At 67.8% G+C, this 24998-nt stretch carries 26 protein-coding genes; 14 read left to right on the forward strand and 12 right to left on the reverse strand.

Translation table 11 applies throughout. The features are described 5' to 3' along the window. Nucleotides 1–32 precede the first annotated feature (32 nt). The 6 genes from B4A72_RS12590 to B4A72_RS12615 all read right to left on the reverse strand — a co-directional run bounded on the left by B4A72_RS12590 (nt 33) and on the right by B4A72_RS12615 (nt 5409). Entirely contained in the window at nt 33–698 is a 666-nt protein-coding gene (locus B4A72_RS12590; RefSeq protein WP_292956377.1) for a DUF2848 domain-containing protein, read from the reverse strand. Between the two features lie 13 nt (nt 699–711). Continuing rightward, nucleotides 712–1995 (reverse strand): TRAP transporter large permease, encoded by a 1284-nt coding sequence (locus B4A72_RS12595; protein ID WP_292956374.1) that lies wholly within the window; start codon nt 1993–1995, stop codon nt 712–714. Next, entirely contained in the window at nt 1992–2537 is a 546-nt protein-coding gene (locus tag B4A72_RS12600; RefSeq protein ID WP_292956371.1) for a TRAP transporter small permease subunit, read from the reverse strand. Before B4A72_RS12600 ends, B4A72_RS12595 begins: the two co-directional genes overlap by 4 nt. Nucleotides 2538–2550: 13 nt before the next feature. Further along, nucleotides 2551–3582, reverse strand: a complete 1032-nt coding sequence (locus B4A72_RS12605) for a TRAP transporter substrate-binding protein (RefSeq protein WP_292956368.1) — start codon at nt 3580–3582, stop codon at nt 2551–2553. Further along, nucleotides 3579–4442 (reverse strand): putative hydro-lyase, encoded by an 864-nt coding sequence (locus tag B4A72_RS12610; protein WP_292956365.1) that lies wholly within the window; start codon nt 4440–4442, stop codon nt 3579–3581. The genes B4A72_RS12605 and B4A72_RS12610 overlap by 4 nt, the downstream gene beginning before the upstream one ends. A gap of 85 nt (nt 4443–4527) precedes the next feature. Then, nucleotides 4528–5409: a LysR family transcriptional regulator gene (locus B4A72_RS12615; protein WP_292956362.1), complete on the reverse strand. Its 882-nt coding sequence runs from the start codon at nt 5407–5409 to the stop codon at nt 4528–4530. A 105-nt stretch (nt 5410–5514) separates the two neighbouring features. On the opposite strand from B4A72_RS12615, the gene B4A72_RS12620 reads away from it, so the two are divergent. After that, nucleotides 5515–6024 (forward strand): GNAT family N-acetyltransferase, encoded by a 510-nt coding sequence (locus B4A72_RS12620; RefSeq protein WP_292956359.1) that lies wholly within the window; start codon nt 5515–5517, stop codon nt 6022–6024. Nucleotides 6025–6092: 68 nt separating this feature from the next. Here the strand turns inward: B4A72_RS12620 and B4A72_RS12625 are convergent, their stop codons facing one another. Further along, nucleotides 6093–7082 (reverse strand): hypothetical protein, encoded by a 990-nt coding sequence (locus tag B4A72_RS12625; RefSeq protein ID WP_292956356.1) that lies wholly within the window; start codon nt 7080–7082, stop codon nt 6093–6095. 17 nt (nt 7083–7099) lie between these two features. After that, nucleotides 7100–8113, reverse strand: a complete 1014-nt coding sequence (locus B4A72_RS12630; RefSeq protein WP_292956353.1) for an AbrB family transcriptional regulator — start codon at nt 8111–8113, stop codon at nt 7100–7102. Nucleotides 8114–8315: 202 nt separating this feature from the next. On the opposite strand from B4A72_RS12630, the gene B4A72_RS12635 reads away from it, so the two are divergent. The 3 genes from B4A72_RS12635 to tcuB are packed head-to-tail and all read left to right on the forward strand — an operon-like array spanning nt 8316 to nt 11467. Continuing rightward, nucleotides 8316–8972 (forward strand): GntR family transcriptional regulator, encoded by a 657-nt coding sequence (locus tag B4A72_RS12635; RefSeq protein ID WP_292956350.1) that lies wholly within the window; start codon nt 8316–8318, stop codon nt 8970–8972. After that, nucleotides 8965–10374, forward strand: coding sequence for an FAD-dependent tricarballylate dehydrogenase TcuA (gene tcuA, locus B4A72_RS12640; protein WP_292956347.1), 1410 nt, complete (start codon nt 8965–8967; stop codon nt 10372–10374). The genes B4A72_RS12635 and tcuA overlap by 8 nt, the downstream gene beginning before the upstream one ends. Continuing rightward, the gene (gene tcuB, locus B4A72_RS12645; RefSeq protein ID WP_292956344.1) at nt 10364–11467 is read left to right on the forward strand and encodes a tricarballylate utilization 4Fe-4S protein TcuB; all 1104 of its coding nucleotides are present in this window, start codon (nt 10364–10366) and stop codon (nt 11465–11467) included. The genes tcuA and tcuB overlap by 11 nt, the downstream gene beginning before the upstream one ends. 12 nt (nt 11468–11479) lie before the next feature. Here tcuB and B4A72_RS12650 read toward each other — a convergent pair whose 3' ends face one another. From B4A72_RS12650 to B4A72_RS12660, 3 genes are all read right to left on the reverse strand, one after another. Further along, entirely contained in the window at nt 11480–12538 is a 1059-nt protein-coding gene (locus B4A72_RS12650) for a 4-oxalomesaconate tautomerase (RefSeq protein ID WP_292978742.1), read from the reverse strand. Nucleotides 12539–12624: 86 nt separating this feature from the next. Further along, nucleotides 12625–13296 (reverse strand): 4-carboxy-4-hydroxy-2-oxoadipate aldolase/oxaloacetate decarboxylase, encoded by a 672-nt coding sequence (locus tag B4A72_RS12655; RefSeq protein WP_292956338.1) that lies wholly within the window; start codon nt 13294–13296, stop codon nt 12625–12627. A 71-nt stretch (nt 13297–13367) separates the two neighbouring features. Further along, the gene (locus B4A72_RS12660; RefSeq protein ID WP_292956335.1) at nt 13368–14099 is read right to left on the reverse strand and encodes a PIG-L deacetylase family protein; all 732 of its coding nucleotides are present in this window, start codon (nt 14097–14099) and stop codon (nt 13368–13370) included. Between the two features lie 156 nt (nt 14100–14255). Between B4A72_RS12660 and B4A72_RS12665 the strand changes: the two genes are divergently transcribed. From B4A72_RS12665 to B4A72_RS12705, 9 genes are all read left to right on the forward strand, one after another. Beyond that, complete coding sequence (locus B4A72_RS12665) at nt 14256–15140, forward strand: NAD(P)-dependent oxidoreductase (protein ID WP_292956332.1); 885 nt, start codon at nt 14256–14258, stop codon at nt 15138–15140. Continuing rightward, nucleotides 15113–16276 (forward strand): LysR family transcriptional regulator, encoded by a 1164-nt coding sequence (locus B4A72_RS12670; protein ID WP_292978744.1) that lies wholly within the window; start codon nt 15113–15115, stop codon nt 16274–16276. The genes B4A72_RS12665 and B4A72_RS12670 overlap by 28 nt, the downstream gene beginning before the upstream one ends. Before the next feature lie 128 nt (nt 16277–16404). Continuing rightward, entirely contained in the window at nt 16405–17913 is a 1509-nt protein-coding gene (locus tag B4A72_RS12675) for an ABC transporter substrate-binding protein (protein ID WP_292956326.1), read from the forward strand. An 89-nt stretch (nt 17914–18002) separates the two neighbouring features. Further along, nucleotides 18003–18944, forward strand: coding sequence for an ABC transporter permease (locus B4A72_RS12680; protein WP_292956323.1), 942 nt, complete (start codon nt 18003–18005; stop codon nt 18942–18944). Further along, nucleotides 18944–19804, forward strand: coding sequence for an ABC transporter permease (locus B4A72_RS12685; RefSeq protein WP_292956320.1), 861 nt, complete (start codon nt 18944–18946; stop codon nt 19802–19804). The genes B4A72_RS12680 and B4A72_RS12685 overlap by 1 nt, the downstream gene beginning before the upstream one ends. 1 nt (nt 19805) lies before the next feature. After that, complete coding sequence (locus B4A72_RS12690; RefSeq protein WP_292956317.1) at nt 19806–20930, forward strand: amidohydrolase/deacetylase family metallohydrolase; 1125 nt, start codon at nt 19806–19808, stop codon at nt 20928–20930. A gap of 4 nt (nt 20931–20934) precedes the next feature. Next, nucleotides 20935–21939 (forward strand): ABC transporter ATP-binding protein, encoded by a 1005-nt coding sequence (locus B4A72_RS12695; RefSeq protein ID WP_292956314.1) that lies wholly within the window; start codon nt 20935–20937, stop codon nt 21937–21939. Then, complete coding sequence (locus B4A72_RS12700; protein WP_292956311.1) at nt 21936–22919, forward strand: ABC transporter ATP-binding protein; 984 nt, start codon at nt 21936–21938, stop codon at nt 22917–22919. Before B4A72_RS12695 ends, B4A72_RS12700 begins: the two co-directional genes overlap by 4 nt. Then, nucleotides 22888–23379 (forward strand): RidA family protein, encoded by a 492-nt coding sequence (locus B4A72_RS12705; RefSeq protein WP_292956308.1) that lies wholly within the window; start codon nt 22888–22890, stop codon nt 23377–23379. Before B4A72_RS12700 ends, B4A72_RS12705 begins: the two co-directional genes overlap by 32 nt. On the opposite strand, the gene B4A72_RS12710 is transcribed toward B4A72_RS12705, so the two are convergent. Continuing rightward, a complete protein-coding gene (locus tag B4A72_RS12710; protein WP_292978746.1) occupies nt 23370–24167 on the reverse strand; it encodes an IclR family transcriptional regulator in 798 nt (265 codons plus the stop codon). The genes B4A72_RS12705 and B4A72_RS12710 overlap by 10 nt on opposite strands. Nucleotides 24168–24237: 70 nt before the next feature. Between B4A72_RS12710 and B4A72_RS12715 the strand changes: the two genes are divergently transcribed. Then, nucleotides 24238–24998: aminotransferase class V-fold PLP-dependent enzyme (locus B4A72_RS12715; RefSeq protein ID WP_292978748.1), on the forward strand; the 761-nt coding region annotated here is incomplete at its 3' end.

A 24998-nucleotide genomic window follows, 5' to 3' on the forward strand; every position in this document is an offset into this window, starting at 1 on the left:
GGTGCCCTCGCGGTCATCTGGAAGGGCGGCCGTCATGCGATCTCGGGCAGGGTCTGAACAGCATAATCGTGGCGGATCTCGCGTCCTGTCGCAGGATCGCGCATCATCATGCGAAACCGTGCCGCCGGGCGCACGCCACCCCTGGCGCCGAACGTCCCGCACAGCATCGCCACACCCTCGGCGGCCAGATCGTCCAGACCGGCCCCCGCGGCCAGTTCCGTCAACGGCCGGATCGAGGCCAGCGTGCCCTGCTGATACAGCACCCATTCCCCGCTGTCGTCGATCCAGCTTTCCAGAACGATCGCCTCCAGCCGGTCGGCGACATCCTCCCACGGCCAGACCTCGGCCGCGCAGGGCTTGGCGCAGACCTGTTTCGACAAGGCGACCGAATGCGCCTCAAGCGCCCGGTCGGTATGGTCCGAGGCAAGGCCAAGCCAGCGTCGCCCGCCCGATTGCAGCAGCAGCGGCTCGACCTCGCCGGATGAGCCATAGCCCACCACCTGGATCCGGCCTGCCTGCGTCAGCAGCGCCGCCGAGACCCGGTAATACAGCGGTGTCGCAGAAGGCGGGCTGACCCCGATCGCGGCCAGTTCCTCGATATGGTGCCGGATCGCGGAGGGGTCGCGGCCGGTCCAGCCCGCCACGACCAGGTGTTTCAGGTCCAGATCGAGGGCCTCGCCCCCGGCCGAAAATCGCATCTTCCATTTCCTTTCACAGCACCGAGGGCAACCACAAGGCCAGCCCCGGCAACGCGACCAGTGCCGCGATCATCGTCAGCATTACCAGAACATAGGGAATCACGCCCATGATCACGTCGCTCATGGGGCCGGATTTCCGCGCCCCCTGAACCACGAACAGGTTCAGGCCCACCGGCGGCGTGATCAGCGCCATCTCGATCAGCACGATCAACAGCACCCCGAACCACACCTTGTCATAGCCCAGCCCGGCAATGATCGGCACCACGATGGGGATGGTCGCGACCATCAGCGACAAGGTCTCGATGAAAAAGCCCAGCACCAGATACAGCGCGATGACCAGCAGCAGCGTGCCAAAGGGCGACAGCCCCGATCCCCCGATCAGATCGGTCAGTTGCCGCCCCAGCCCGGCCGAGGTCATGGCAAAGTTCAGAAACGTCGCCCCCGTCACCACCAGCATGATCATCGCCGAGATGCGGATGGTGCCGTGCAGCGCCTCGGACAGGGCGCGTGGACCCAGACCGTCACCCAGCAGGATCGCGATCAGCGCCGCGATGGCCACGCCGATGGCCGCGCTTTCCGTGGGCGTCGCCCAACCCGCATAGATCGACCCGATCACGACCACGAACAGCACCACGATCGGCACAAGCTGGGTCAGCGACCGCGCCCGTTCGGCCCAGGAAAAGCCGCGCGAAGGCCCGCCCAGCCCCGGCCGCACCCAGCAGATCGCCGCCGTGACCGCGATGAAGGCCAGGGCCATCAGCAGGCCGGGGACCAGCCCGGCCGAAAACAGGCGCGGGATCGAGGTTTCGGTCAGGAAGCCATAGACGATCAGGTTGATCGAGGGCGGGATCAGGATTCCCAGCGTGCCGCCGGCCGCGATGGCGCCGGAAAACAGCCGCGGATCATAGTTCAGCCGCTCGGCCTGCGGCATGGCCACGGTGGCCACGGTCGCGGCGGTGGCCACCGACGATCCGGACGTGGCCGAAAACATGGTCGCCGTCGCGATATTGGCATGGACCAGACCGCCCGGCAGCCATGACAGCCACTTGTCCAGCGCCGCATAGGTGCGTTCGGCCACGCCGCCGCGCACCAGGATTTCGCCCAGCAGGACGAACAGCGGAATGGCGATCAGGGTCGAGGAATTGGACGACGACCAGATCACCTGCCCCATCCCGCGCAGCAGCGGAAAGGCCGAATAGAACTGGCCCACGCCAATACCCAGCAGGAACAGCACGATGCCCACCGGGATCGACAGGGCCATCAGGCCCAGCAGCGCGATGGCAGTGGTCCAGATCATTCCGGCACCTCGGATCCAATGCCCAGCACGGTGTCGAAATCGTCCCGCCGCGCGGCCTGCAAAAATGCGATTCCGATCAGCGACAGCGCGGTGGCGCTGATCGCGAACCACAGCCAGCCGGCGAACCAGATGCCTTGCGGAATCCACAAGGGCGTCTCCAGCGGCGTGTTCGCGCGCGAGCCGCGTTCCAGCGTCTTGCCCAGCACCGGCCAGCTTTGCCAGGCGATCAGCAGCACGACGCCATTGGTCACGAGCATCGCGAACAGGTCCATCGCCATCTGCGCGGGCCGGGCCAGCTTCAGCCGGATCACGTCGATGCGGACATGGGCCCGTTCAAGCAGGGCGCAGGCCAGCCCCCAGCTTGCGACCGCCGCCATGACATAACCCGAGATCTCGTCCGACCCGCCCAGGCTGGCGCTGCCCAGCTTGCGCAGGATCACATCCGTCAGGATGAAAAGCACGGTCAGGATCAGGCCCGCGCCCAGGATCAGGGCTATGGCCCGGTTCGCGCGCCGCAGCGCGCCAAGGGTTGCGTCGATCATGGCGGCGCGGGCGCTACTGGACGGTCACGCCGACGGCCTTGCCGACCGAATCATTCCAGCGCGCGACCCATTCCGCGCCGGCGCGGCTGGCCCAGTCGGGCAGAACCTCGTCTTCCAGCACTTTCCGCGCCGCCGCGAGATCGGCCTCGGACGGCTGCACCAGCGTCATCGAGGCCGCATCGCCGGCCGCACATTCGCCCTGGCCCGTCAGGCAGGCGATGTCGCCTTCCAGCCCGCCTTGCGCGGCGTCCCAGGCGGGCGCTTCCAGCCCCTCGGCCACGGCCGATTTCAGCATCGACTGCTGATCCCCGGAAAGCCCGTCGTAACGGTCGCCATTCATCGCGATCACCACCGGATCCCAGCCGCCCAGCGGCAGCACCATCAGCGTGTCCGTCACCTCCCACCAGCCGGCGGAATAGCCAGACCCGGCGCCGGTCACGGCACAGTCGATCACGGCCCGCTCCAGCGAGCCGGGCACTTCGGAAAAGGCGATGTTGACGCCTTCCGCGCCCAGAGCCTCCAGCAGCTTGGTCGTCATCCGGCCCGAGCCGCGGATCTTCTTGCCCTCCAGATCGGCCAGCGAACCGACCTCGCCCTTGCAGAACACGACCTGCGGCGGATAGGGCGCGATGCCCAGAACCTCGGCATTGAAGCGATTGCGCATGATCTCCTCGACCATCGGGCGGGCGGCCTTGACCATGCTTCGGGCCTCGGCGGGCGTGTTGGCGATCAGCGGCACGTCCAGACCTTCCAGTTCGGGCGCATCGCCGACCGTGTAATCGGCCACGGTCGAGCCGACATCGAAGACCCCGTCGCCCAGCATCCGGTAGACATCGGCGCCGGCGATGCCCATCTGGTCGAAACTGGTCAGTTGCGCGGTGAATTCGCCATCCGTCATCTGCGGCAGCTTCTCGGTCCAGAAGGGCGACTCGAAATCCTGATACAGCGGCAGGTTCGACCAGCTTCCGACGACGGCCAGTTCCTCGGCCATGGCCGGCGAGGCCAGCAGCGCGGTTCCGGTCAGCAGGGCTTTTGCAAGTTTCATGTCAGTCTCTCCTGTTGGGTTTTTATGGGCAGATCGGCATGGACCCCGGTCAGCCGCGCCGTCGCGCGACCGGCGGGAATGTCGGTGACCAGCATGTGGCCGGGCGCATGGGTGATCGCCAGATCGGGCCGGGCGGCGGCGATTGCGGCCTGTGGCGTCACCCCGCAGGCCCAGAAGACCGGAATCTCGCCCTGGCGGAACTCGGGCGGGTCGCCGTAATCGGGTGCCATCACATCCGCGATACCGATCAGCGCCGGATCGCCCAGATGGACCGGCGCGCCATGGGCCAGCGGAAAGCCCGCGCAGATCTGCACGGCCTCGATCGCCTCGGCCGCCCGCATCGGCCGCATCGATACGACCAGCGGCCCCCAAAAGCGCCCGGCGGGCCTGGTCGGCAGGCTGGTGCGATACATCGGCACGTTCCGGCCGGTTTCCTGATGCCGCACCGCGATCCCGGCGCGCAGCAGCGCATCCTCGAAGCTGAAGGAACAGCCCAGCGCGAAGGACACCATGTCATTCCGCCACAGATCGGCGATGTCGGCCGGCTCGTCGGCCAGCGCGCCCCGGCGCCAGACGCGATAGCGCGGCAGATCATGGCGCAGGTCGATGCCGTCGCCCAGCGCCGGCAGCGATGGATCGCCAGGCTCGCCCACGGCCAGCAGCGGGCATGGGCGCGGATTGGCCTGGCAGAAGCGCAGGAAATCGGACGCCTCCTCGCCCGGCAGGATCACAAGATTGGCCTGCAACGCATCACCGCAAAGGCCCGCCGTAGGGCCATCGAACAGCCCGTCGCGGATCCGGGCGCGCAGAATGCGCGGATCGGCAAGACGGGGCTGGGGTTGCGGCTGGGGCTGGATCATCCGGTTCTCCTCTCCGACAAGGATTCCTGACGAAACCGATTGAATCAAGCGCTCACTTATCCGCAATATTGATCGCGCCCGGTGATCACTTCCTCGCCGCGTCCAGTGCCGCGCGCGTCACCGCGCGTCCGATTTCCTCATTGCGTTCCGGCATGTAGCAGATGGCAAAATCCAGATCGGGCAGCCGCGCCTCGGGCCGCACCGCGATTTCCTCCAGGCCCGCATGGGGCCAAGCGTCTACGATGTCATGGGGAATCGTGCCGATGCCGAATCCCTGCCCGACCAGGTGCAGCACCGTCGCCAACGAGGCCGATCCGTGGATCGCCGCTGCCTGCCGGCGCCCCGGCGACAACAAATCGGCTACCCGCCGGTGCGGCAGCGTCGTCTTGGGAAAGGACACGATCGGCAGCGCCGCCAGGTCGTCGATCCCGGCCGGGCGCGGCAGGTCGAAATGCGCGGGCGCCACGAACCAGCCCAGCGTCACCGGCGGCAGCGGCGTCAGGTTGATCCCGCGCGGCGCCTGATCGCGCATCATGATCGCCACGTCCAGCCCGTCCGCGACCAGCATCTGCGCCATCTGTTCCGAAGTATCGACCGAAATTTCGAACCGCAGTTGCGGATGGCGCGCGCGCAGATCCGTCAGCATGCGGGGCAGGACCGTATGCGTCATCGTCTCGGCCACGCCCAGCCGCACGACGCCCGCCATCAGGCCCTGCGTCAGTTCGCCCAGAATCCGGTCGCGCTGAGCGATCAGGATCTCGGATTCCTCGACCAGGCGGCGGCCGGCGGCGGTCAGACGCACGCCCCGGCCGTCGCGTTGGAAGATGGTCATGCCCATCCGGTCCTCCAGATGCCGCACCCGTCGCGAGATCGCCGATTGCGCCAGCCCCAGCGAATCCGAGGCGGCGCGAAATCCGCCATGGCGGGCAATGGCGCGGATGATGGCAAGGTCGCGGAAGCCGAACATTTCCGCGACATGCGGCCGTGGGCGACGCCAAGTCAAGCCCGCCCGCGATTGACCCGCCAGCGCCCGCGACCCATATGTGCCGCAGCGCAGCATGAGGTCCGCGCCATGTCGCAGATACCCCATCCCCCGGATTTCGGTCCGCCCCGCATCCGCCTGCGCGGGCTGGAAGGCCGCGACCGCCATGACCATGCAGCACACCTGCTGCGGCTGTCGCCCGAAGACCGCCGTGCCCGCTTTCACGCGGCGCTGACGGATGACGCGATCCGCGCCTATTCCGACGGCGTTGACTGGGACCACGCGCTGATCTTCGGCGCTTTCGTGGGCGGCGTGCTGCGCGGTCTGGGCGAGCTGATCCCATGGCCGGCTCGGGACCAGGGCGAGGCGTCCTTTTCCATCGAGCAGCCCTTCCAGCAGATCGGCCTGGGCAAGCGGCTGGTGCTGGCGACGGTGCTGGCCGCGCGCCGCGCGGGCCTTGGCCGAATCCACATGGATTTCATCGGCGACAACCGCGCCATGCGGGCGCTGGCCCGCGACGTGGGCGCGGTCTCGGGCCGCTCGGACGGGATCATCCATGCGATCAAGGACATTCCCCGCCGCGGCCTGCGCGCGGGTTAGACGGGCGGTGCCGGTCGGCGCATGCCGTTCCCGAAAAACGGCTGTTTGCGCCGGGGAATGTCGTCGGCTCAGATCGCGGCGGCCCACAGGCGGAACCGGCGCGTGCCGGTCGCCTCGCGCACGAGGCCCATCCTCTCCAATCGCGCCAGCAGCCGCTCGGCCGTGTCGCGGCTGATGGCGCAGCTTTCCTCGACCATGGCCGTGCTCATCAGCGGATGGGCGGCCAGCGCCGCCACGATCCGGGCCGCGTTGGACCCCTTGATTGCCTCTGTCTCGACGCCGGCGCGCGCGGACCATGCCGCGACCCGATCCAGATGCGCGAGCGCCGCCGAGGCGCCATCGGCCAGCGCCGCCAGATGCCGTCGCAGGCGGTGTTTCGGCGGCCCCTCGTCAGCGGGCTGCCCGGCGCGTCCCATCGGCAGGAACGGCAGGCCCGGACAATCCGCGGCCATGCGCCGCGCGATCCAGACCGCCGCCTCGATCGGCGCGTTCTCGGGCGACAGATCGTAAAGCCGCCACAGCAGCCGCAGCGCGGGCGCGCGGGCCAGCGGATGCAGCGGCTCCAAGCCCCGGACGGCGGCCAGAAATCCCTCGGCCGCGTGGTCGAAGGCCCGCCCCGACAGCCGCCCCAGCGGCGCCTCGGGCGCATCGACGCCTTCGGCCCGGTGCAGGCCCAGAAAGCCGCGCAGATCGGCCGGATCGCCCTGTCCTTCCAGCCGCCGGACGGCCCACCGCGCCTGCGCCATCGCATCCAGATCGGTGCCGGCGCGGGCGGCCATCAGGTCCAGGCCGATCTCGTGCCGGGCCAGCGGCGAGCCCTGCGCCCACAGCATCGCCTCGGCCTCCAGCAGCGCCAGCCGCCTCAGCGCGCCGGCCCGCGCCGGTCCCGTCATCGGCGTCAGCCGCGATTCCAGCCGCCCGGCGGCCAGCCCGGCCTGCGCCAGTGCAAAGGCGCAATCGGCCTGCGCCTCGCGCCACGGCTGCGGATCGAACAGGCTGCGCCGATCCGCCATGGGCAGCGGCCAGTCCCGATCCTCTTCCTCGAAATCCCAGCTCATCGGGGCAGGATACGCGCCTATTCGCGCCGCCGGAATAGCCGCGCGACGATCGGCGCCAACAGGATCACGATCATGATCCGCAGCAGGTGGTGGCTGACGACATAGGCCAGATCGGCGCCGGCGATGATCGCGATCACGGTCATCTCGGCCTGCCCGCCCGGCAGGAAGGCCAGAAACGCCTCCAGCCCCGGCGCCAGGCCCAGCGTCACGATCCCCTCGATGAAAACCAGGCTGATCAGCGCCAGCACGACGGCATAAACCAGCCCCGCCGTCACGTCGATGCGCAATTCGCGCGCCGAGATGCCGACATATTTCACCCCCACCGCGATGCCGATGAAGAACTGCGCCGCCTGGATGATCTCGGCCGGGGGGCGGTTCTGGACGATGCCGCTCAGCGACAGGATCATGGTCAGGATCAGCGGCCCCAGGATCGAGGCGCCGAACAATCCGGCCCGTTCCGCCAGCTTCCAGCCCAGGAAACCCGCCGCGACCATGAGCGCGATCTGGGACGCCGAATAGCCCGCGATCGAGGCGCCCGGCGGCCGCGCCAGATCGACGCCCCAGTAGATGCGCATGATCAGCGGCGCCACGGTCACGATCACCAGCACCCGCGTCGCATGAATCAGCGACAGCGCCCGCACGTCGCCGCCCGCCTCTTCGCCGAAGACCAGCATGTCCTGAAGGCCGCCCGGCATCGCCGCATACCAGGCGGTGGCATGATCGAAGCCGAAGACACGCCGGAACAGCGGATAGCCGACCATCGCGATGATCGCGATGAAGATCGGCACCAGCGCCAGCGAGGCCGCGATTTCGGGCAGGCCGGCCAGCACTTCAGGGGTGATGGATGCGCCGACCGCCACCCCCAGGAAGGTCCGCATGAAGGTGCTGAAGCCGCCGGCGCCGCGCAGGGGGGCGCCCAGCAACGCCGCGATCAGGCATGCCAGCATCGGCCCCAGCAACCAGGGCAGGGGCAGGTTCAGGACCAGAAACAGCCCCGCCCCGGCCAGAGCCAGCGCGAAGGTCACGATCATCCGGCCAGGCCGGCCTATGCGCGCAGGTTTCTGCATGATGTGCAAAGCCTTTGCCAGAATGCGCCCGGGGCGGCAAGCCGGCGCACCGGCCCCTTCGATGCCTTTGGAACAGATCCGGCCCATCCGGACTTGACCCTTTTGCATCCTGATGTATACGACTGGATGCATGACCGAAAGTCCGAAATCCGGATCAGGCGACGGCATGCGGCGCACCCTGCAGGGTGAGGGCGTCTATGACAGGCTTTGCGAACAGATCCGGTCGGGCACGATCCGCCCCGGCGCACGACTGACCGAGACCGAGCTTGCCGCCCGCCTCGGCGTCAGCCGGACCCCGGTGCGCGAGGCGATCCGACGGCTGGAGGCCGACGGCCTGGTCGATCACCAGCCCCGCAGCGGCGCCGTCGTCCGACAGCTGGCCTATCCCGAAATCATGGAGCTTTACGAGATGCGGACGGTGCTGGAAGGCACCGCCGCGCGGCTTTCGGCCCGCGCCGCCTCGCCGATGGAGCTGGAGGCGCTGCGTTCGATCAACGCCGAGATGGCCCGCGCGGTCGAGGATGCCGCCCGCCTGGTTCGCCTGAACCGGCAATTCCACGCCCGGTTGCTGGACGCGGCGCGCAACCGGTTCCTGCTGCGCGCGGCGGCCAGCGTCGAGAACACGCTGCTGATCCTGGGCCCCTCGGCGATGGCTGCGCCGGAACGCGCCCGGCAGGCGGTCGAAGAACACGAGGCGGTCCTCGACGCTCTTGCCGCCCGCGACGGACAGCGCGCCGAGGCCGCGATGCGCGAACACATGGAACGCGCCCAACTGACCCGGCTGCGCATCCTGAGACAGAAAGACGAGGCGGAACGTGACTGACGGTCTTTCGCGATCGCTGGCAGGCCAAACATGGGACGTGGTGATCGCCGGCGGCGGCAACGCGGCGCTCTGCGCGGCGATCGAGGCGGCCGAGGCGGGGGCCCGGGTCCTGATCCTGGAAGGTGCGCCCCATGCCTATCGCGGCGGAAATTCGCGCCATACCCGCAATTTCCGCTGCATGCATCACGGCGATCTGGGTCCGCTGGTCGAGACCTATGACGAGGAGGAATTCTGGCAGGACCTGCTGCGCGTCACCAGGGGCGAAACCGACGAGGAACTGGCCCGGCACGCGATCCGCAACTCGGCCGAATGTCTGCCCTGGATGCAGGCCCATGGCGTGCGGTTCCAGCCCTCGCTGGCGGGCACGCTGTCGCTGGACCGCACCAATGCCTTCTTCCTTGGCGGCGGCAAGGCGCTGGTCAATGCCTATTACCTGACCGCGCAGGACCTGGGCGTCACCGTCGCCTATGACGCGCAAGTCAGCCATGTCGGCATCGAGGGAGGCCGGGCCACCCATGTCATCGCCAGCATCGGCGGCCAGATCATCAGCATCGCCGGCCGCGCCTTCGTGCTGGCCTCGGGCGGGTTCCAGGCCGATATCGACTGGCTGGCCCGCGCCTGGGGCCCGTCCGCGCGCAATTTCCTGATCCGCGGCACACCCTATAATCGCGGTGTCCTGCTGCGGGACATGGTCGATCAGGGTGCGCTGACCGTGGGCGATCCGACACAATGTCACGCCGTCGCCATCGACGGGCGCGCGCCGAAATTCGACGGCGGCATCGTGACGCGGCTGGATTGCGTGCCCTTCTCGATCGTCGTCAACAGGGATGGCCAGCGATTCCATGACGAGGGCGAGGATGTCTGGCCGAAACGCTATGCGATCTGGGGCCGGCTGGTCGCCGAGCAGCCCGATCAGGTCGCCTATTCGATCATCGACAGCCGCTCGATCGACCTGTTCATGCCGTCGGTCTATCCGCCGATCACCGCCGACACGATCCCGGATCTGGCCGGCAAGCTGGGCCTGCCGGTCGATGCGGTCGCCGACACGATCGCCGGTTTCAACGCCGCCTGCCGCGAGGGCCAGTTCCGCCCGCAGGAACTGGACGGCCTGGCGACCAGCGGCCTGACGCCCGCCAAGACGAACTGGGCGCGCGCCATCGAGCAGCCGCCGTTCTATGCCTATTCCCTGCGCCCCGGCGTGACCTTCACCTATCTGGGCCTGAAGGTGGACCGCCATGCCCGCGCGACCGGTCCCGAAGGGCCTTACGAAAACATCTGGAGTGCCGGAGAGATGATGGCCGGCTCGATTCTGGGTCAGGGCTATCTGGCCGGGTTCGGCATGACCATCGGCACCGTCTTCGGACGCATCGCCGGACAGGAGGCCGCCGCCCATGTCGCTTGACGTCACCCTGCAGACCGATCCCGGCGCCATTTCGGACGATCCGGTGCAGGAAGCCCGGCGCCAGATCGAGATCTGCAATGCCTGCCGCTATTGCGAGGGCTATTGTTCGGTCTTTCCGGCAATCACCCGCAACAAGGTCTTTGCCAGCGGCGACATCACCCAACTGGCCAATCTGTGCCACAATTGCAGGGGATGCTACCATGCCTGCCAATATACCGCGCCGCACGAATTCGACCTGAACCTGCCAAAGGCTCTCGGCGCCGCGCGGGTCGACAGCTGGGAACGTTTTGCCTGGCCCTCGGGGCTGGCCCGCCTGCTGCAAAGCCACGCGGCCGGGCTGGTCGTGGCCATCGTGCTGGGCATCGCTGCGATGATCCTTGCCATCGCCGCCCTGCCGGGCGAAGGCCCGGGCTTCTATGCCTGGCTGGGCCACGGCGCGATGGTGGCGATCTTCCTGCCGGCCTTCCTGTTGCCGCTGGCGGCCATCGCGATGGGATTGCGGTCCTATTGGCACGAGGTCGGCGGGCAGGCCGTCACGCTGCATGATCTGCGCGAGGCCGCGATCTCGGCCGGGACGATGCGGAACCTGTCGGGCGGGCAGGGTCAGGGATGCAACTTCGAAAAGGGCGAACGCTACAGCAATGCCCGGCGTCATGTGCACCAGGCGATCATGTACGGGTTCCTGCTGTGCTTCGCCGCGACCAGCGTGGCCACGGTGATGCACTACCTGCTGGACATGCCGGCGCCCTACGGCCTGTTCTCACTGCCCAAGCTGCTGGGCATTCCCGGCGGCCTGCTGCTGGTGGCGGGCTGCTTCGGCATGATCGTCCTGCGCGGCAAGGCCGATCCCGGACTGGGTGCGCCGGGCCGGTCGGGGGGCGAGAATGCCTTCATCTGGACGCTGGGTCTGGCGGGGTTGACCGGACTTGTCCTCTACGCGCTGCGGGGCACGGCGCTGACCGGCCCGTTGCTGGCGCTGCATCTGGGGCTGGTGCTGGCCTTCTTCCTGGTCACGCCCTATTCCAAGATGGCGCATGGCTTCTACCGGATGGCGGCGCTGGTGCGCGAGGCGCAGCTCCGCAGACTTCGCTGAGACCGGGCTCGCTCAGGCGGGAAAGACATGCCCGTCGAACAGCTTGCGCGCGGTGCGCATCGCGCCGGCGCGGGTTACGCGGCCCTGATCGTCGCGCTCCAGCCGCAGTTGGGCCGCGCCACCCGGATGTTCGACGGCGACTCCATCGCCCTGCGGCATCCGCGCGACGGATGCGGCGGGCGATCCGGGCAAGGTGCAGGCCGTCGCCACGCTGACGGCCGCGAACACCCCGATCGAGGCATGGCAGCGATGCGGAATGAAACTGCGGGTCGAGATGGCGCCGCCTGCCTGCGGGGCCGAAACCAGCGTCATCTTGGGCACCGATTTCTCGCGCACATCGCCCAGGTTCATCATCGGCCCCGCCTGCAGCCGGATCGCCTCCAGCCGCGTCTTCAATTCGGCATCGGCATCCAGCGCCTCGCGATCCTCGCATCCGGTCCGGCCGACCGCATCGGCGCGCAGGATCACGCAGGGCATGCCGTTGTCGATCAGCGTGCATTCGATCCCGTCGATCACATCGACCGCCTGGCCGCTGGGCAGCAGGGCACCGCACATGGACCCCGACACGTCGTCGAACATCAGCATGATCGGGGCGTGCTGCCCCGGCACACCGTCGATGCTGCAATCGCCCGCATAGCTGACCCTGCCATCGGGGGTCTGAACGATGGCCGTCGCAATCTCGCCGGTATTGACCATGTGGATGCGAACCGGTGTCTGCGCGCCTGCGACGCGGACCAGGCCTCGTTCGATCGCGGCCGGGCCGACCCCGGCCAGGATATTGCCGCAACCCTGCGCGGCGCTGACCAGGGCCCGGTCGACGAAGACCTGAAGGAACAGGTAATCCACATCCGCATCCGCACGGCTGGGCCGCGACAGGACCGCGACCTTCGAGGTCAGCGGGTCCGCGCCCCCGATCCCGTCGATCTGTCGCGGATCGGGGCTGCCCATGATCGACAGCAGCAAGGCGTCGCGGCCGGCCGGATCGGCGGGCAGGTCGTCCTTCAGGAAATACGCCCCCTTCGATGTGCCGCCGCGCATCCACAGGCAGGCAATCCCGTCCTCGTCGCGCATCCTTTCAGCCCTTCTTCGTTGTCCAAATACCCTTTCTTGGCCAAGCGGCCGCGCTCGGCCCGCCGCGGCCGGACCGCCCCCGCCCCTCAGATGTAGCGCAGCCCCTTCGCCTCCAGCCTGCCGCGCATGTCATCGATGTCGAGGCCAAGCTCGCCGGCGGCAAGTCGCTGCCGCTTGGCCTCCTCGGCCTCGATCCGCTTGCGGGCAGCGGCCAGCACGGTCAGGGCTTCGGCGCGGCGGATGACGCAGACGCCGTCGTCATCGGCCACGATCACATCGCCCGCCTCGATCGCCTGATTGCCGCAGGTGATGGGCACGTTCACCGATCCCGGCGTTGCCTTCACGGTGCCCTGCGCGCTGATGGCCCGCGACCAGACCGGGAATCGCATCTCCGTCAGGTCGCGGACATCGCGGACGCCGGCGTCGATCACCAGCCCCCGGCAGCCCCGCGCCATCGCGCTGGTCGCCAGCAGATCGCCGAAATAGCCGTCCTCGCAGGGCGAGGTGGGGGCAAGAACCAGGATGTCGCCGTCGCGCAACTGCTCGATGGCGACATGGACCATCCAGTTGTCGCCGGGCGGCGCGCTGATGGTGACGGCACTGCCGGCGATGCGGGCGCCGGGATAGATCGGCCGCATCCGGCTGGACAGACAGCCACGACGGCCCTGGGCCTCGTGAACGGTCGCGACGCCGACCTCGGACAGACCGGCGATGACTTCCGCGTCGGCGCGGACGATGTTCTGGACGACAACAGCCATGAATCAGCCTTTCCAGGGTTTCCGCAGCATGGCTTCGATCGCCACCCTGCCGATGATCGGGGTCTCAGGCATCACAATTCGTCCACGGTGCGGGGAAAGATCGACTGGAAGCCTTCGGCATATCGGCAATCGCGCCCGCCCGACTGACCGCCGGAATTGCGCTTGAAATGGTTGGCGCGCTGCTGCGCCACGCGGGTGTAATATTCCCACAGATGGGCCTGTCCGTTCATCTGTTCCATCGCGGCCCGCTTCTGGTCCCAGACCGGGGTGATGTCGAGGAAGGTGTCGGGTTTCCAGCCCATCTGTTCGGTCTGGTGCGGCTCGAACAGGTAAAGCTGCGGTGCGCCCAGCACCTTCTGGCCGGGATCGTGACCCCAGGCCTGCGCGACCATGCGACATTCCAGCACCACCTGGGTCGTCTGCATGTGGTCGGTGTTGTAGGGATCATGCTGGCTGTGGCTCAGCATGAAGCGCGGCTGCACCTCGCGAATCAGGTCGACCAGCCGGAACTTGTCCTCGCGGTCCAGATGCAGCGGGTAATCGCCCAGATCGAAACATTCCAGCCGGTGCACGCCCAGCACCTCGGCCGCCGCCTCGGCCTCGGCCCGGCGGATTGCCTTGATCTGGTCCAGCGCCTTGCCGTCCTTCCACAGCCGCGCGCTTTCGCCGCGTTCGCCAAAGGACAGGCAGGCCACCGTCACCTGATACCCCATCCGGGAATGCAGCGCGATGGCGCCGCCGCAGCGCCAGACGAAATCCGCGGCATGGGCGCTGAAGACCAGCGCGGTTCCGGGCTCCGGCATTCCATTCTCCCTGAGTTGTGCTGCCGACCAGATCGCATCCCGGCCCCACCGCAGGCAATTCAGAAATCCACGCCAATGCATAAGTTCCGGCTATGACGGGTTGGCGGGCGCGGCCCGGCGGGGCAATATTCCGCCAGGTTTCGAAAGGAAATCGACATGAGCGCAGAAATCGCCTTCATCGGCTTCGGAGAGGCCGGCCGCGCGGTCGCGAAGGGCTGGCGTGACGAGGGCTTTGCCGGTGCCATCGCGGCCTGGGACACCAAGCTGGATGGCGCCCAGGCGCAGCCCCTTCGCGATGCCGCGACGGATCTGGATGTCGCCTGCGGGCCGGCCCCTGTCGTGCTGGCGGGCGCGCGGCATGTCCTGTGCCTCGTCACCGCCGATCAGGCGGTCGAGGCCGCCCGGCAGGCGGCGCCGCATCTGGCGGCGGCAAGCGTCTGGTATGACGGAAATTCCTGCGCCCCCGACAGCAAGCGCGAGGCGGCGACGATGATCGGCGATGCCGGCGCAACCTATGTCGATATGGCGATCATGGCGCCGATCCGACCCCGGTTGCACCGCACGCCGCTGTTGATCGCGGGCCCCGAAACGGCGCTGGACTTCCTGGATCGCATGAACATGCAGTATCGCTGGCGCGGCCCCCGCATCGGTTCGGCCTCGGCGATCAAGATGATCCGCTCGGTGATGATCAAGGGGATGGAGGCGCTGGCCGCGGAATGCCTTCTGTCGGCACGACGGGCGGGCGTTCTGCAGGATGTGCTGGATTCGCTGCAAGCCTCCGATCCGGCCACGGACTGGGCGGCGAAGGCCGCCTACAATACCGAACGGATGATGCAGCACGGGCTGCGCCGCGCCGCCGAGATGCGCGAGGTCGCCAAGACCGTCGAAGGGCTGGGATTGCCCGCGGATCTCGCCCGCGCCACGGTCGCATGGCAGCAAAGGATCGGCGATCTGGGCCTGCACGAGCGCGAGGGCGACCTGATGCAGCGCCTGGCGATGATCGAAGAGGCGCTATGCCTGTCGGCAACCTCCGCCACCTGAGGGTCTTCCTGGCGGTCGCAGAGGGCGGCTCGGTCACGCGGGCCGCAGCGGCGGGGCTGGTGTCGCAACCGGCCGTGACGCAGGCCATCGCCAAGCTTGAATCGCAGGCCGGCACGGCCCTGTTCCGGCGCACCCGGCAGGGCCTGTTCCCGACCGAGGCGGGGCGCCTTTTCCAGCATCGCGCGGCCCGCGCGCTGGCACGTCTGGACATGGCGATGTCCGACATCGCGCCGCGGCTTCGGACGACCGCGACGCGGGCGCAGCTGACCGCGCTGATCGCCGCCGTCGAGACGCAGAATTTCACGCTGGCGGCCTACCGGCTGGGGATCGCGCAGCCCACCCTGCACCGGGCGATCACCGCGATCGAGGCTGCTGCGGGGCGGGCGCTGTTCCAGCGCAGCGCGGTCGGCGTGGCGCCCTCGCGGCCGGCATCGGCGCTGGCGCTGGCGGCGCGACTGGCCTTTGCGGAGCTGGATCAGGCCGTGGCCGAGCTTGCGGAACTGGAAGGCCGCGAGGTGGGTCGGATCGTCATCGGCGCGCTGCCCCTGTCGCGCGCCCATGTCCTGCCGCGCGCGCTGGCCCGGTTTCGCCAGGACCGCCCCCGGCAGCCGATCCGCATCATGGACGGGATCTATGGCGATCTTCTGGCGGGGCTTCGCCGGGGCGAGATCGACCTGATCATCGGCGCGCTGCGTCAGCCGCTTCCGGTCGGGGATGTGGTGCAGGAACGCTTGTTCGATGACGTGCTGGCTATCCTTGCCGGGCCGGATGATCCGCTGATCCACAATCCCGCGCCGCTGTCGGCCCTGCGATGTCGGCCCTGGCTTGTCGCACGGCGCGGCACGCCGACCCGCGATCTGTTCGAGGCGCTGTTTCGCGACTCGAATCTCGATCCGCCGGCCAGCATCATCGAGACCGGATCGGTCATCCTGATGCGCGAGATGGTCGGCGACGGCCGCCATCTGGCCTGCGTGTCGAAAGCCCAGGCCGCGCGCGAGATCGAGCGCGGGATCGTGGCGGAACTTCCGTTTCCCGGCCAGCCGGTGCCGCGCCCCATCGGCCTGACCCTGCGCAGCGGATGGCAGCCGACACGGGCGCAGCAGGCCCTTCTGGATGCAATCCGCGCGGCGATCTGATGCCTGCGTCGCGCCGCCCGGACCCCTACTGTACACAATAATGAATGATTGTTGACTTCTATGTAGAGTGATTCTCTACTCATTTCTGCGGACTATATAACACAATAATGGAAATCAGGGAGCTTCACATGACATTTCGTGCCGTCTGCCTGGCCGGCTCGGCCGTGCTTGCCTTCGCGGCCGCGGCGCCGGTCGCCGCGCAGGGAACCGTCGAGGTCGCCATCGTCGGCGATCCGGACACGTTCGACCCGATGATGTCCACCAAGGATGTCGTCAGCATCGTGACGCAGCATTTCATGGAAACGCTGTACACCTTCGATGACAACTGGGCCGTGGTGCCGCTGCTGGCCGCAGACATGCCCACGATCAGCGAAGATGGGCTGACCTACACGATCCCGCTGCGCAAGGGGGTGTCGTTCCAGGACGGTTCCGCGATGGACAGTGCCGATGTGCTGGCCTCGCTGCAACGCTGGGAAAAGGTCGCCAGCCGCGGTCAGGGCATCGCCGACAAGATCGACAGCATCAAGGCCGGCGGCCCGAACGAGATCACCATCACCCTGAACGAACCCTATTCGCCGTTGCTGTCGCTGCTGGCCTTCTCGAATTCCGCCGCCGTGATCTATCCCGAGGAGATCATCGCCGACACGATCGACAAGCCCATCGGCACCGGCCCCTACAAGCTTCAGGCCTATGAGCCCGACCAGTACACGCAACTGGTCCGCTTCGACGGCTATACCCAACCCGGCGAAGCGGCGGGAAAGCGGCAGCAGATCCCCGACGAGATCCGCTTCGTGCCCGTGCCCGACACCAGCACGCGGGTCGAGGGGCTGCTGTCGGGACAGTTCGACTATGCCGACAGCCTGTCCACCGAGGCCTATGACCGCATCGCGAAATCCGAGGTGGCCGAACCGGTGCTGCTGGAACCCTTCGGCTGGCCGATCTTCGCGGTCAATCACAAGAAGGGGCTGATGACCGATCTGAACATCCGTCGCGCGGTGCAGGCCGCGCTGCCCTTCGACGACATGCTGTTCGCGGCCTTCGGGGACGAGAAATTCTTCCAGACCGACGGCGCCTTCTATCCCGAGGGCTGGACATGGCGCAACGACGCGGGGACCGAACTCTACAACATCAACGATCAGGAAAAGGCGGCCGCATATCTGAAAGAGGCCGGCTATGACGGCACGCCGCTGCGGATCCTGACCTCGCGGCAATACGAGTTCCATTACCAGATGGCCGAAGTGGCGCGGATGGCGCTGGAGATGGCCGGCTTTACCGTGCAGATGGACGTGGTTGACTGGGCCACGCTGGCGCAGAATCGCGACAACCCCGACCTGTGGGACATGTATATCACCCATTCGCCCTTCCTGCCGGAACCGGCGCTGACCTCGTCCTTCTTCGCCACCGCGCGCGAGGGCTGGAACAATCCCAAGAAGAACGAGATCCTCGACCGCTTCACCCGCGAGACCGATCCCGAAAAGCGCAAGGCAATCTATGCCGAATTGCAGAAGGTCGCCTACGAGGACGTGGGTCTGATCAAGGTCGGCAATTTCAACGCGCTGCAGGGCAAGGCGAAAAACCTGTCCGGTGTCAGGCCCTCGCCCTGGCCGGCCTTCTGGAACGCCAGCACCGCCGAATAGGGTCGAAACGGGTCGCGATCCTTGCGGTCGCGGCCCGCGCGCCCCGGAAAGCCCGGCCCCCGAACACCGCCCGCAAGCGAGATCGCCCCATGAGTCGCTATCTTCTTCGCCGCCTGATCGGCATGGTCGTCGTCATCTTCCTGGTGCTGACCATCGCCTTCGTGCTGGTGCGCCTTGCGCCGGGCGATCCGGCCTCGCTGCTGCTGGGCCCCGATGCCACGCCCGACGAGGTGGTGGCGCTGCGCAGGCGTCTGGGTCTGGATCAGCCGATCCTGGTGCAATACGCGACCTTCGTGGGCAACGCGCTGCAAGGCAACCTGGGTGAATCGCTGTTCTTCAACCAGCCGGTGACGCAGGTTCTGGCCAGCCGGGCCGAGCCGACGGCCTTTCTGGCACTGTTTTCGCTGCTGGTGGCGCTGGTCATCGCCACGCCCATCGGCATCTGGGCCGCCTATCGGCGCGGATCGGTGCTGGACCAGGGCTCGATCACCACGGCGATGCTGGCGGCCTCGGTCCCCAGCTTCCTGACCGGTCTGATCTTCCAGCGCTATCTGGCGACCGATCTGGGCTGGTTCCCGGCCTCGGGCTATGGCGGCGCCGGCGCGGGCTTCGGCACGCGGATGTGGCATCTGGTCCTGCCCTCGATCACGCTGGGCATCACCAATTCGGCGCTGATCCTGCGCTTTACCCGCGCCTCGATGCTGGACATCCTGGGCGAGGATTACGTGCGCACCGCCCGCGCCAAGGGCATGACCGAACGCCGCGTCGTGCTGCGCCATGCGCTGAAGAACGCGGGCATCCCGATCATCACCGTGATCGGCCTGACCTTCGCGCTGCTGGTCAGCGGGGCGGTGGTGACCGAACGGGTCTTCAACCTTCCCGGCATGGGCAACCTGGTCGTGAACGCGGTGCTGCGGCGCGATTACCCGGTCATCCAGGGCACGCTGATCGTGGTCGCGGGGCTTTATGTGCTGGTCAACCTGCTGACCGATCTTCTGTATCTGGTCGTCGACAAGAGGGTGAAATACTGATGGCCGCCGCATCCCCTGCAATCGCCGCGCCGTCGTTCCGCAAGCTGCTGTTCCAGCGGCCGGCGGTGGTGGTGGCGCTGGTCGTCTTCGTGCTGATCGTCGCCGCCTGTTTCCTGCTGCCGACGCTGGGCGTGACCGAGATCGGCGGCATGTCGGTGCGCAAGCGGCTGACGCCGCCGGGCGCCGAATACTGGCTGGGCGCGGATGCCTTCGGGCGCGACCTGCTGGGCCGCTTGCTGGTCGCGGGGCAGACCTCGCTGGGGATCGGCCTCGGCGTCGCCGTCATCTCGTCGGCGGTGGGTATCGTGATCGGGCTGGCCGCGGGCTTTTTCCGGCGTCTGGACACGCCGCTGTCGCGGCTGATCGACGCGATGATGGCCTTTCCCGACATCCTGCTGGCGCTGTCGCTGGTGGCGATCTTCGGCGGCACGATGGTCAACGTGATCCTGGCGCTGTCGGTCGTCTATGCACCGCGCATCGCGCGGATCGTGCGTGCCTCGACGCTGGTCATTCGCGAACTGCCCTATGTCGAGGCCGCCCGCGCCCTGGGCACCCGGACGCCCAGGATCATGGTCACGCATGTGCTGCGCAACATCATGTCGCCCATCCTGGTGCAGGCCACCTTCATCTTCGCCTATGCAATGCTGGCCGAGGCCGGGTTGTCCTTTCTGGGCGTCGGCGTCGATCCCAGGATCCCCACATGGGGCATCATGGTGAACGAGGGCCGCCGCTATATCGACACTGCCTTCTTCCTGATCCTCTTTCCGGGTGCGGCCATCGCGCTGTCGGTCCTGTCGTTGCAGATCGTCGGCGACGGCTTGCGCGATGCGCTGGACCCCAGACTTGCCAAGGAGACCTGATTTGGCCCTGAAACTGACCAATTTCCGCGCCACCGGCTTCGACGCCGCCCCGGACGAGATCTTCGTGGGTGATGACGGCCTTGTCGCCAGTGCCCCCGTGGGCGGCGCAAAGGTGCTGGACCTGAAGGGCGCCTGGCTGTCGCCCGGCTGGTGCGACCTGCATGTCCATGTGTGGCATGGCGGCACCGATATCTCGATCCGCGCCTCCGATGCCGGGCGGCCCACCGGCGTGACGGCGATGGCCGATGCCGGTTCGGCAGGCGAGGCCAGCTTTCACGGGTTGCGCGAATATGTGATCGAGCCGGCCAGCGAGACGATCAAGGCGTTCCTGAACATCGGCTCGATCGGGCTGGTGGCCTGCAATCGGGTGCCCGAGCTGATCGACTGGCGGTCCATCGACATCGACCGGACGCTGGCGGTGATCGAGGCCAATCGCGACGTGATCTGCGGCATCAAGGTGCGCGCCTCGGGCGTGATCGTGGGAAGTTGGGGCATCACCCCCGCCAGGATCGCCAAGCGGGTGGCCGAGATGACCAACCTGCCGCTGATGGTCCATGTCGGCGAGCCGCCCCCGCTGATCGACGAGGTGTTCGCGATCCTGACGCCCGGCGATATCGTGACCCATTGCTTCAACGGCAAGCCCGCAGGCTCGATCCGCGACACGGAGGCGCTGTTCCGGATGGCGCAGGATCTGGCCGAACGCGGCATCCTGATGGATATCGGGCATGGCGGCGCGTCATTCAACTTCAGGACCGCGCGGGAATCGATGGCCGACGGGCTGCGGCCGTTCTCGATCTCGACCGATCTGCACGCCCATTCGATGGCCAGACCGGTCCATGACATGGCCACGACCATCGCCAAGTTGCTGGCGGTGGGCCTGCCCTTCGACGAATGCATCCGCGCCGTGACCCAGGCCCCGCGCGGCTTCCTGGGCCTGTCGGGGCGCGACGGCCTGGCGCCGGGGACGCGGGCCGATTTCACCGTCTTCGATCTGGAGGACAGCCGGGTCGACGCGATGGACAGCCAGGGCAACCACATGGTGATGGAACGGATGTTCGAGCCGCGCATGACCGTGCTGGGCTGCGACGCGCAACCCGCCGCGCGCCGCCTGCCGCCAGAGGGCTAGAACCATGAGCGATGCCAGCAGCGACACGATCCTGTCGGTTCAGAACCTTGGCGTCAGTTTCGGGCGCGGCCGCGCCGCCGTGACCGCGCTGCGCGATGTCAGCTTCAGCCTTGAACGGGGCCGGACGCTGGCGCTGGTGGGCGAAAGCGGATCGGGCAAGTCGCTCACCTCGCTGGCGCTGATGGGACTGCTGCCGCCTTCGGGGCGGGTGCGGTCGGGGCGGCTGGAATTTCGCGGCCGCGACGGATCGCTGACCGATCTGGCGGGTCTGGACGCGGCGGGGTTCCGGCGGCTGCGCGGCCCCGGCATCTCGATGATCTTCCAGGAGCCGATGTCCTCGCTGAACCCGCTTTTCACCATCGGCGACCAGATCGGCGAGATGCTGTTCCTGCACGAGACCCTGCCGGCGGCGCAGCGCCGCAAGCGGGTGATCGAGATGCTGGAACTGGTCGAAATTCCCGGCGCGGCCGCCCGCGTCGATGCCTATCCGCACGAATTGTCGGGCGGGATGCGGCAGCGGGTGATGATCGCCATGGGCCTGATCTGCAACCCGGCCCTGCTGATCGCGGACGAGCCGACGACGGCCCTGGACGTGACCATCCAGGCGCAGATCCTGGACCTGATGCGGCGGCTGCAGAAGGATCTGGGCATGTCGATCCTGTTCATCACCCATGACATGGGTGTGGTCGCGGAAATGGCCGATGACGTGGCGGTCATGTATGCGGGCGCGGTGGTCGAACAGGCCGGCGTGATGGACCTGTTCGACGACACCCGCCATCCCTATTCGCAGGGTCTGCTGAACTCGATCCCGCGCGAGGGGCTGGCCGCTGGCGAAAGGCTGGTCCCGATTGCGGGCACGGTGCCGGCGCTGACCGACCTGCCGCCAGGCTGCGCCTTCGCGCCGCGCTGTCCCCATGCGCGGGCCGAATGCCGCGCGCCGGTGGCGCTGCGGGAAAAGGCGCCGGGCCATCTGGCGGCCTGCATTCTGGAACGGGCGGTGCCGGCATGAGCGACGCGCTGATCCGGATCCGCAACCTGACCAGGCGGTTCCACACGCCGTCCGGCATCGTTCACGCGGTCGAGGATGTCAGTTTCGACATTCCGCGCGGCTCGATCACCGGGCTGGTGGGCGAAAGCGGCTCGGGCAAGACCACGCTGGGCCGCACGCTGCTGCGGCTGGTCCAGCCATCGGCCGGGCAGATCCACTTTGACGGCACCGACATCACCACCCTGCCCGACGCCAAGATGCGCGACATGCGGCGGCGGATGCAGATCATCTTTCAGGATCCGATGTCATCGCTGAACCCGCGCCTGAAGGTGGGCGATCTGGTGGCCGAGGGCCTGCGCGCCCATGGCATCGGCACCCGCGCCGAGCGCCGCGATCGCGTGGCCGCGCTGCTGGAGGAGGTCGGGCTGAGCGCCGATCACATGAACCGCTATCCTCATGCCTTCTCGGGCGGGCAGCGGCAGCGGATCGGCATCGCCCGCGCCCTGGCGCTGGAGCCGGAATTCATCGTCGCCGATGAAAGCGTCTCGGCGCTGGACGTGTCGATCCAGGCGCAGGTGCTGAACCTGTTGCTGGATCTGCGGCAGAAGCGCAACCTGACGATGCTTTTCATCGCCCATGACCTGTCGGTGGTGAATTATCTCTGCGATCAGGTCGCGGTGCTGTATCTGGGCCGGCTGATGGAGATCGGCCCCGCCGCCGCGATCCACAAGGCGTCGGCCCATCCCTATACCCGTGCGCTGAATTCGGCCATTCCGCTGCCCGATCCGCGCGCGGCACGGGGCCGGACGCCGCTTCAGGGCGATATTCCCAGCCCGCTGAACCCGCCATCGGGCTGCGTCTTCCGCACCCGGTGCCCCCATGCCGCCGAAATCTGCGCCCAGGGCGCGCCCACGGCGCATCCGGTCACGCCCGATCACCAGAGCCATTGCAAGAGAGCCGAGGATCTTTATGGACATCACGTCGCTGCCAACCACGCCTGAGACGCGGCTGGTCCGGATCGGGATCACCCTGCCCGACGCCGCGCCGAAACCCATCGGATCATTCCGCAATGTCCGGGTTTCGGGGGGGATGATCTATGTCTCGGGCCAGGGGCCGGTCCGTGCCGATGGCAGCCTGATCCGCGGCAAGGTCGGAGCCGAGATCAGCGCCGAGGAGGCTCGTGATCATGCCCGGCTGGTCGCCATCAACATCCTGTCGGCGCTGCGCGATGCGCTTGGTTCGCTGGACCGGGTGGGCGGCGTGGTCAAGCTGTTGGGCATGGTCAATGCCGATTCCGATTTCGAACGCCATCCCTTCGTCATCGACGGCGCCTCCGACCTGCTGGCCGAGGTGTTCGGCGAAACCGGCATCCATGCCCGGTCGGCCTTTGGCGTGGGATCGCTGCCCAACCGCATCCCGGTCGAGATCGAGGCGATCTTCGAGGTCGCGGATCAGCGGTGATGCAGCCCAAGCGCCTTTTCCACCGATCGCGCCGCCTCGCGCACGGCCTCGGCCACAAGGTCGAACTTGTCGGGAACGCGGTGCTTGGGCATGACCACCGACAGGGTCAGCTGGCAGGTGCCGTCCTGTCCGCGCACGGGCGCGGCGATGCAGGCCACCTGATCTTCGGAGGTGTCGATCTGCACCGACAGCCCGTCCAGGAAATCGCGCCGGGACAGGTCGGCCAGGATCGCCGGATCGGTCTCGGCCAGCCCGGTATTGGAAGGACGCGCACATCCGGCAAAGACCGCCAGCCGTTCGGCATCGGGCAGATGGCCGATCAGCAGCCGCCCCGAGGCGGTCCAGTTCAGCGGCACCCGCGTGCCCACATCCGAGGTGACGCGGAACGGCCCCGAACCCTCGGCCATGGCCACGACCTGCATCATCCCCTCGTCGCGGGCGCAGATCTGGACCATTTCGGCCACCCGTTCGTTCAGCGCGAACATGGCGCGCTCGGCCTCGTTGAAGGCGTTGACGCGGGCGCGGTAGGCCAGGCCGTACCGCATCAGGCGCGGCCCCAGCCAGGCGCGGCCATCGGCGCTGCGCGACAGCATGTTCCGTTCGGTCAACTCGTCGATCAGCTTGTAGACGGTCGAGGGCGGCGCGCCCGTCGCCCTGGCCAGGTCATAGGCGCTCATCGGCTGGTGCCGCTCGGTCAGGATATCGAGGATCTGAAGCGAACGGTCGATGCCGCTGGTCCGGCTGCGCCGCGTCGTCTGGATGTCGGCCGGGCCGGGATCGTCGCTCATCGTCGTTTCCATCGTTTTGATGCAACCTACGCAATTATGGAAATCTTCTCAAGCGCAGAAAGGCTCTCCCATGCTTGGAAATACCGGATACCCCGTCGATTGGTCTTGGCATGACGCGCAGGGCTTTGCGCGGGTGATCAACACGTCGGGTACGATGACGTCACTGGGCGGGTCGATCGCCACCCGCCGGGTGGCCGAGGCGACCGCCGCCGCGATGCCCCGCTTCGTCCGTATCCACGAGATGCAGGCCCGCGCATCCGAGGTGATCGCGCAATTGACCGGCGCCGAGGCCGGGTTCCTGACCGCCTCGGCCAGCGCCGGGATCACACTGGCGGTCGCGGGCTGCATCACCGGGCTGGATCCCGCGCGCGCCGAGGCGCTGCCGGGCGATCCGGGGCCCGGCAACGGCGTCGCGGTGCAGATGGGCCATCTGTGCGAATATGGCGCGCCGGTCAGCCAGGCCATCGCACTGGCGGGGGGCGCCACGCGGATCGTCGGGCAATCGACGCTGGCCAAGGATTACCAGCTGGATGCCGCGCTGGAGGGTTGCGCCGCGGCGCTGTATGTCGTGTCGCATCATGTGGTGGATTACGGGATGATCCCGTTGGAGACATTCGCGGCCATCTGCCATGCCAGGGGCGTTCCGGTGATCGTGGACGCGGCCTCGGAATATGATCTGACGGGATTTCTGGCCGGGGGTGCCGATATCGCCATCTATTCGGGCCACAAGTTCATGGGCGGGCCGACCTCGGGGATCGTGGCGGGGCGCAGGGATCTGATCCGCGCGGCCTATCTGCAGAATATCGGCATCGGCCGCGGCATGAAGATCGG

Source organism: Paracoccus sp. UBA5162, from assembly GCF_002413585.1.
Lineage (GTDB): Bacteria > Pseudomonadota > Alphaproteobacteria > Rhodobacterales > Rhodobacteraceae > Paracoccus.

What these genes read in the sequence shown, in the direction of transcription:
- B4A72_RS12600 (WP_292956371.1), bottom strand. Translation starts at nt 2,537, where the DNA reads ATGATCGACGCAACCCTTGGCGCGCTGCGGCGCGCGAACCGGGCCATA.
- tcuB (WP_292956344.1), top strand. Translation starts at nt 10,364, where the DNA reads ATGTCGCTTGACGTCACCCTGCAGACCGATCCCGGCGCCATTTCGGAC.
- B4A72_RS12630 (WP_292956353.1), bottom strand. Translation starts at nt 8,113, where the DNA reads ATGATCGTGACCTTCGCGCTGGCTCTGGCCGGGGCGGGGCTGTTTCTG.
- B4A72_RS12675 (WP_292956326.1), top strand. Translation starts at nt 16,405, where the DNA reads ATGACATTTCGTGCCGTCTGCCTGGCCGGCTCGGCCGTGCTTGCCTTC.
- B4A72_RS12650 (WP_292978742.1), bottom strand. Translation starts at nt 12,538, where the DNA reads ATGCGCGACGAGGACGGGATTGCCTGCCTGTGGATGCGCGGCGGCACA.
- B4A72_RS12660 (WP_292956335.1), bottom strand. Translation starts at nt 14,099, where the DNA reads ATGCCGGAGCCCGGAACCGCGCTGGTCTTCAGCGCCCATGCCGCGGAT.
- B4A72_RS12670 (WP_292978744.1), top strand. Translation starts at nt 15,113, where the DNA reads ATGCCTGTCGGCAACCTCCGCCACCTGAGGGTCTTCCTGGCGGTCGCA.
- B4A72_RS12680 (WP_292956323.1), top strand. Translation starts at nt 18,003, where the DNA reads ATGAGTCGCTATCTTCTTCGCCGCCTGATCGGCATGGTCGTCGTCATC.
- B4A72_RS12610 (WP_292956365.1), bottom strand. Translation starts at nt 4,442, where the DNA reads ATGATCCAGCCCCAGCCGCAACCCCAGCCCCGTCTTGCCGATCCGCGC.
- B4A72_RS12625 (WP_292956356.1), bottom strand. Translation starts at nt 7,082, where the DNA reads ATGAGCTGGGATTTCGAGGAAGAGGATCGGGACTGGCCGCTGCCCATG.
- B4A72_RS12710 (WP_292978746.1), bottom strand. Translation starts at nt 24,167, where the DNA reads ATGAGCGACGATCCCGGCCCGGCCGACATCCAGACGACGCGGCGCAGC.
- B4A72_RS12590 (WP_292956377.1), bottom strand. Translation starts at nt 698, where the DNA reads ATGCGATTTTCGGCCGGGGGCGAGGCCCTCGATCTGGACCTGAAACAC.
- B4A72_RS12615 (WP_292956362.1), bottom strand. Translation starts at nt 5,409, where the DNA reads ATGTTCGGCTTCCGCGACCTTGCCATCATCCGCGCCATTGCCCGCCAT.
- B4A72_RS12595 (WP_292956374.1), bottom strand. Translation starts at nt 1,995, where the DNA reads ATGATCTGGACCACTGCCATCGCGCTGCTGGGCCTGATGGCCCTGTCG.
- B4A72_RS12605 (WP_292956368.1), bottom strand. Translation starts at nt 3,582, where the DNA reads ATGAAACTTGCAAAAGCCCTGCTGACCGGAACCGCGCTGCTGGCCTCG.
- B4A72_RS12620 (WP_292956359.1), top strand. Translation starts at nt 5,515, where the DNA reads ATGTCGCAGATACCCCATCCCCCGGATTTCGGTCCGCCCCGCATCCGC.
- B4A72_RS12665 (WP_292956332.1), top strand. Translation starts at nt 14,256, where the DNA reads ATGAGCGCAGAAATCGCCTTCATCGGCTTCGGAGAGGCCGGCCGCGCG.
- B4A72_RS12685 (WP_292956320.1), top strand. Translation starts at nt 18,944, where the DNA reads ATGGCCGCCGCATCCCCTGCAATCGCCGCGCCGTCGTTCCGCAAGCTG.
- B4A72_RS12695 (WP_292956314.1), top strand. Translation starts at nt 20,935, where the DNA reads ATGAGCGATGCCAGCAGCGACACGATCCTGTCGGTTCAGAACCTTGGC.
- B4A72_RS12705 (WP_292956308.1), top strand. Translation starts at nt 22,888, where the DNA reads ATGGACATCACGTCGCTGCCAACCACGCCTGAGACGCGGCTGGTCCGG.
- B4A72_RS12700 (WP_292956311.1), top strand. Translation starts at nt 21,936, where the DNA reads ATGAGCGACGCGCTGATCCGGATCCGCAACCTGACCAGGCGGTTCCAC.
- B4A72_RS12655 (WP_292956338.1), bottom strand. Translation starts at nt 13,296, where the DNA reads ATGGCTGTTGTCGTCCAGAACATCGTCCGCGCCGACGCGGAAGTCATC.
- B4A72_RS12635 (WP_292956350.1), top strand. Translation starts at nt 8,316, where the DNA reads ATGCGGCGCACCCTGCAGGGTGAGGGCGTCTATGACAGGCTTTGCGAA.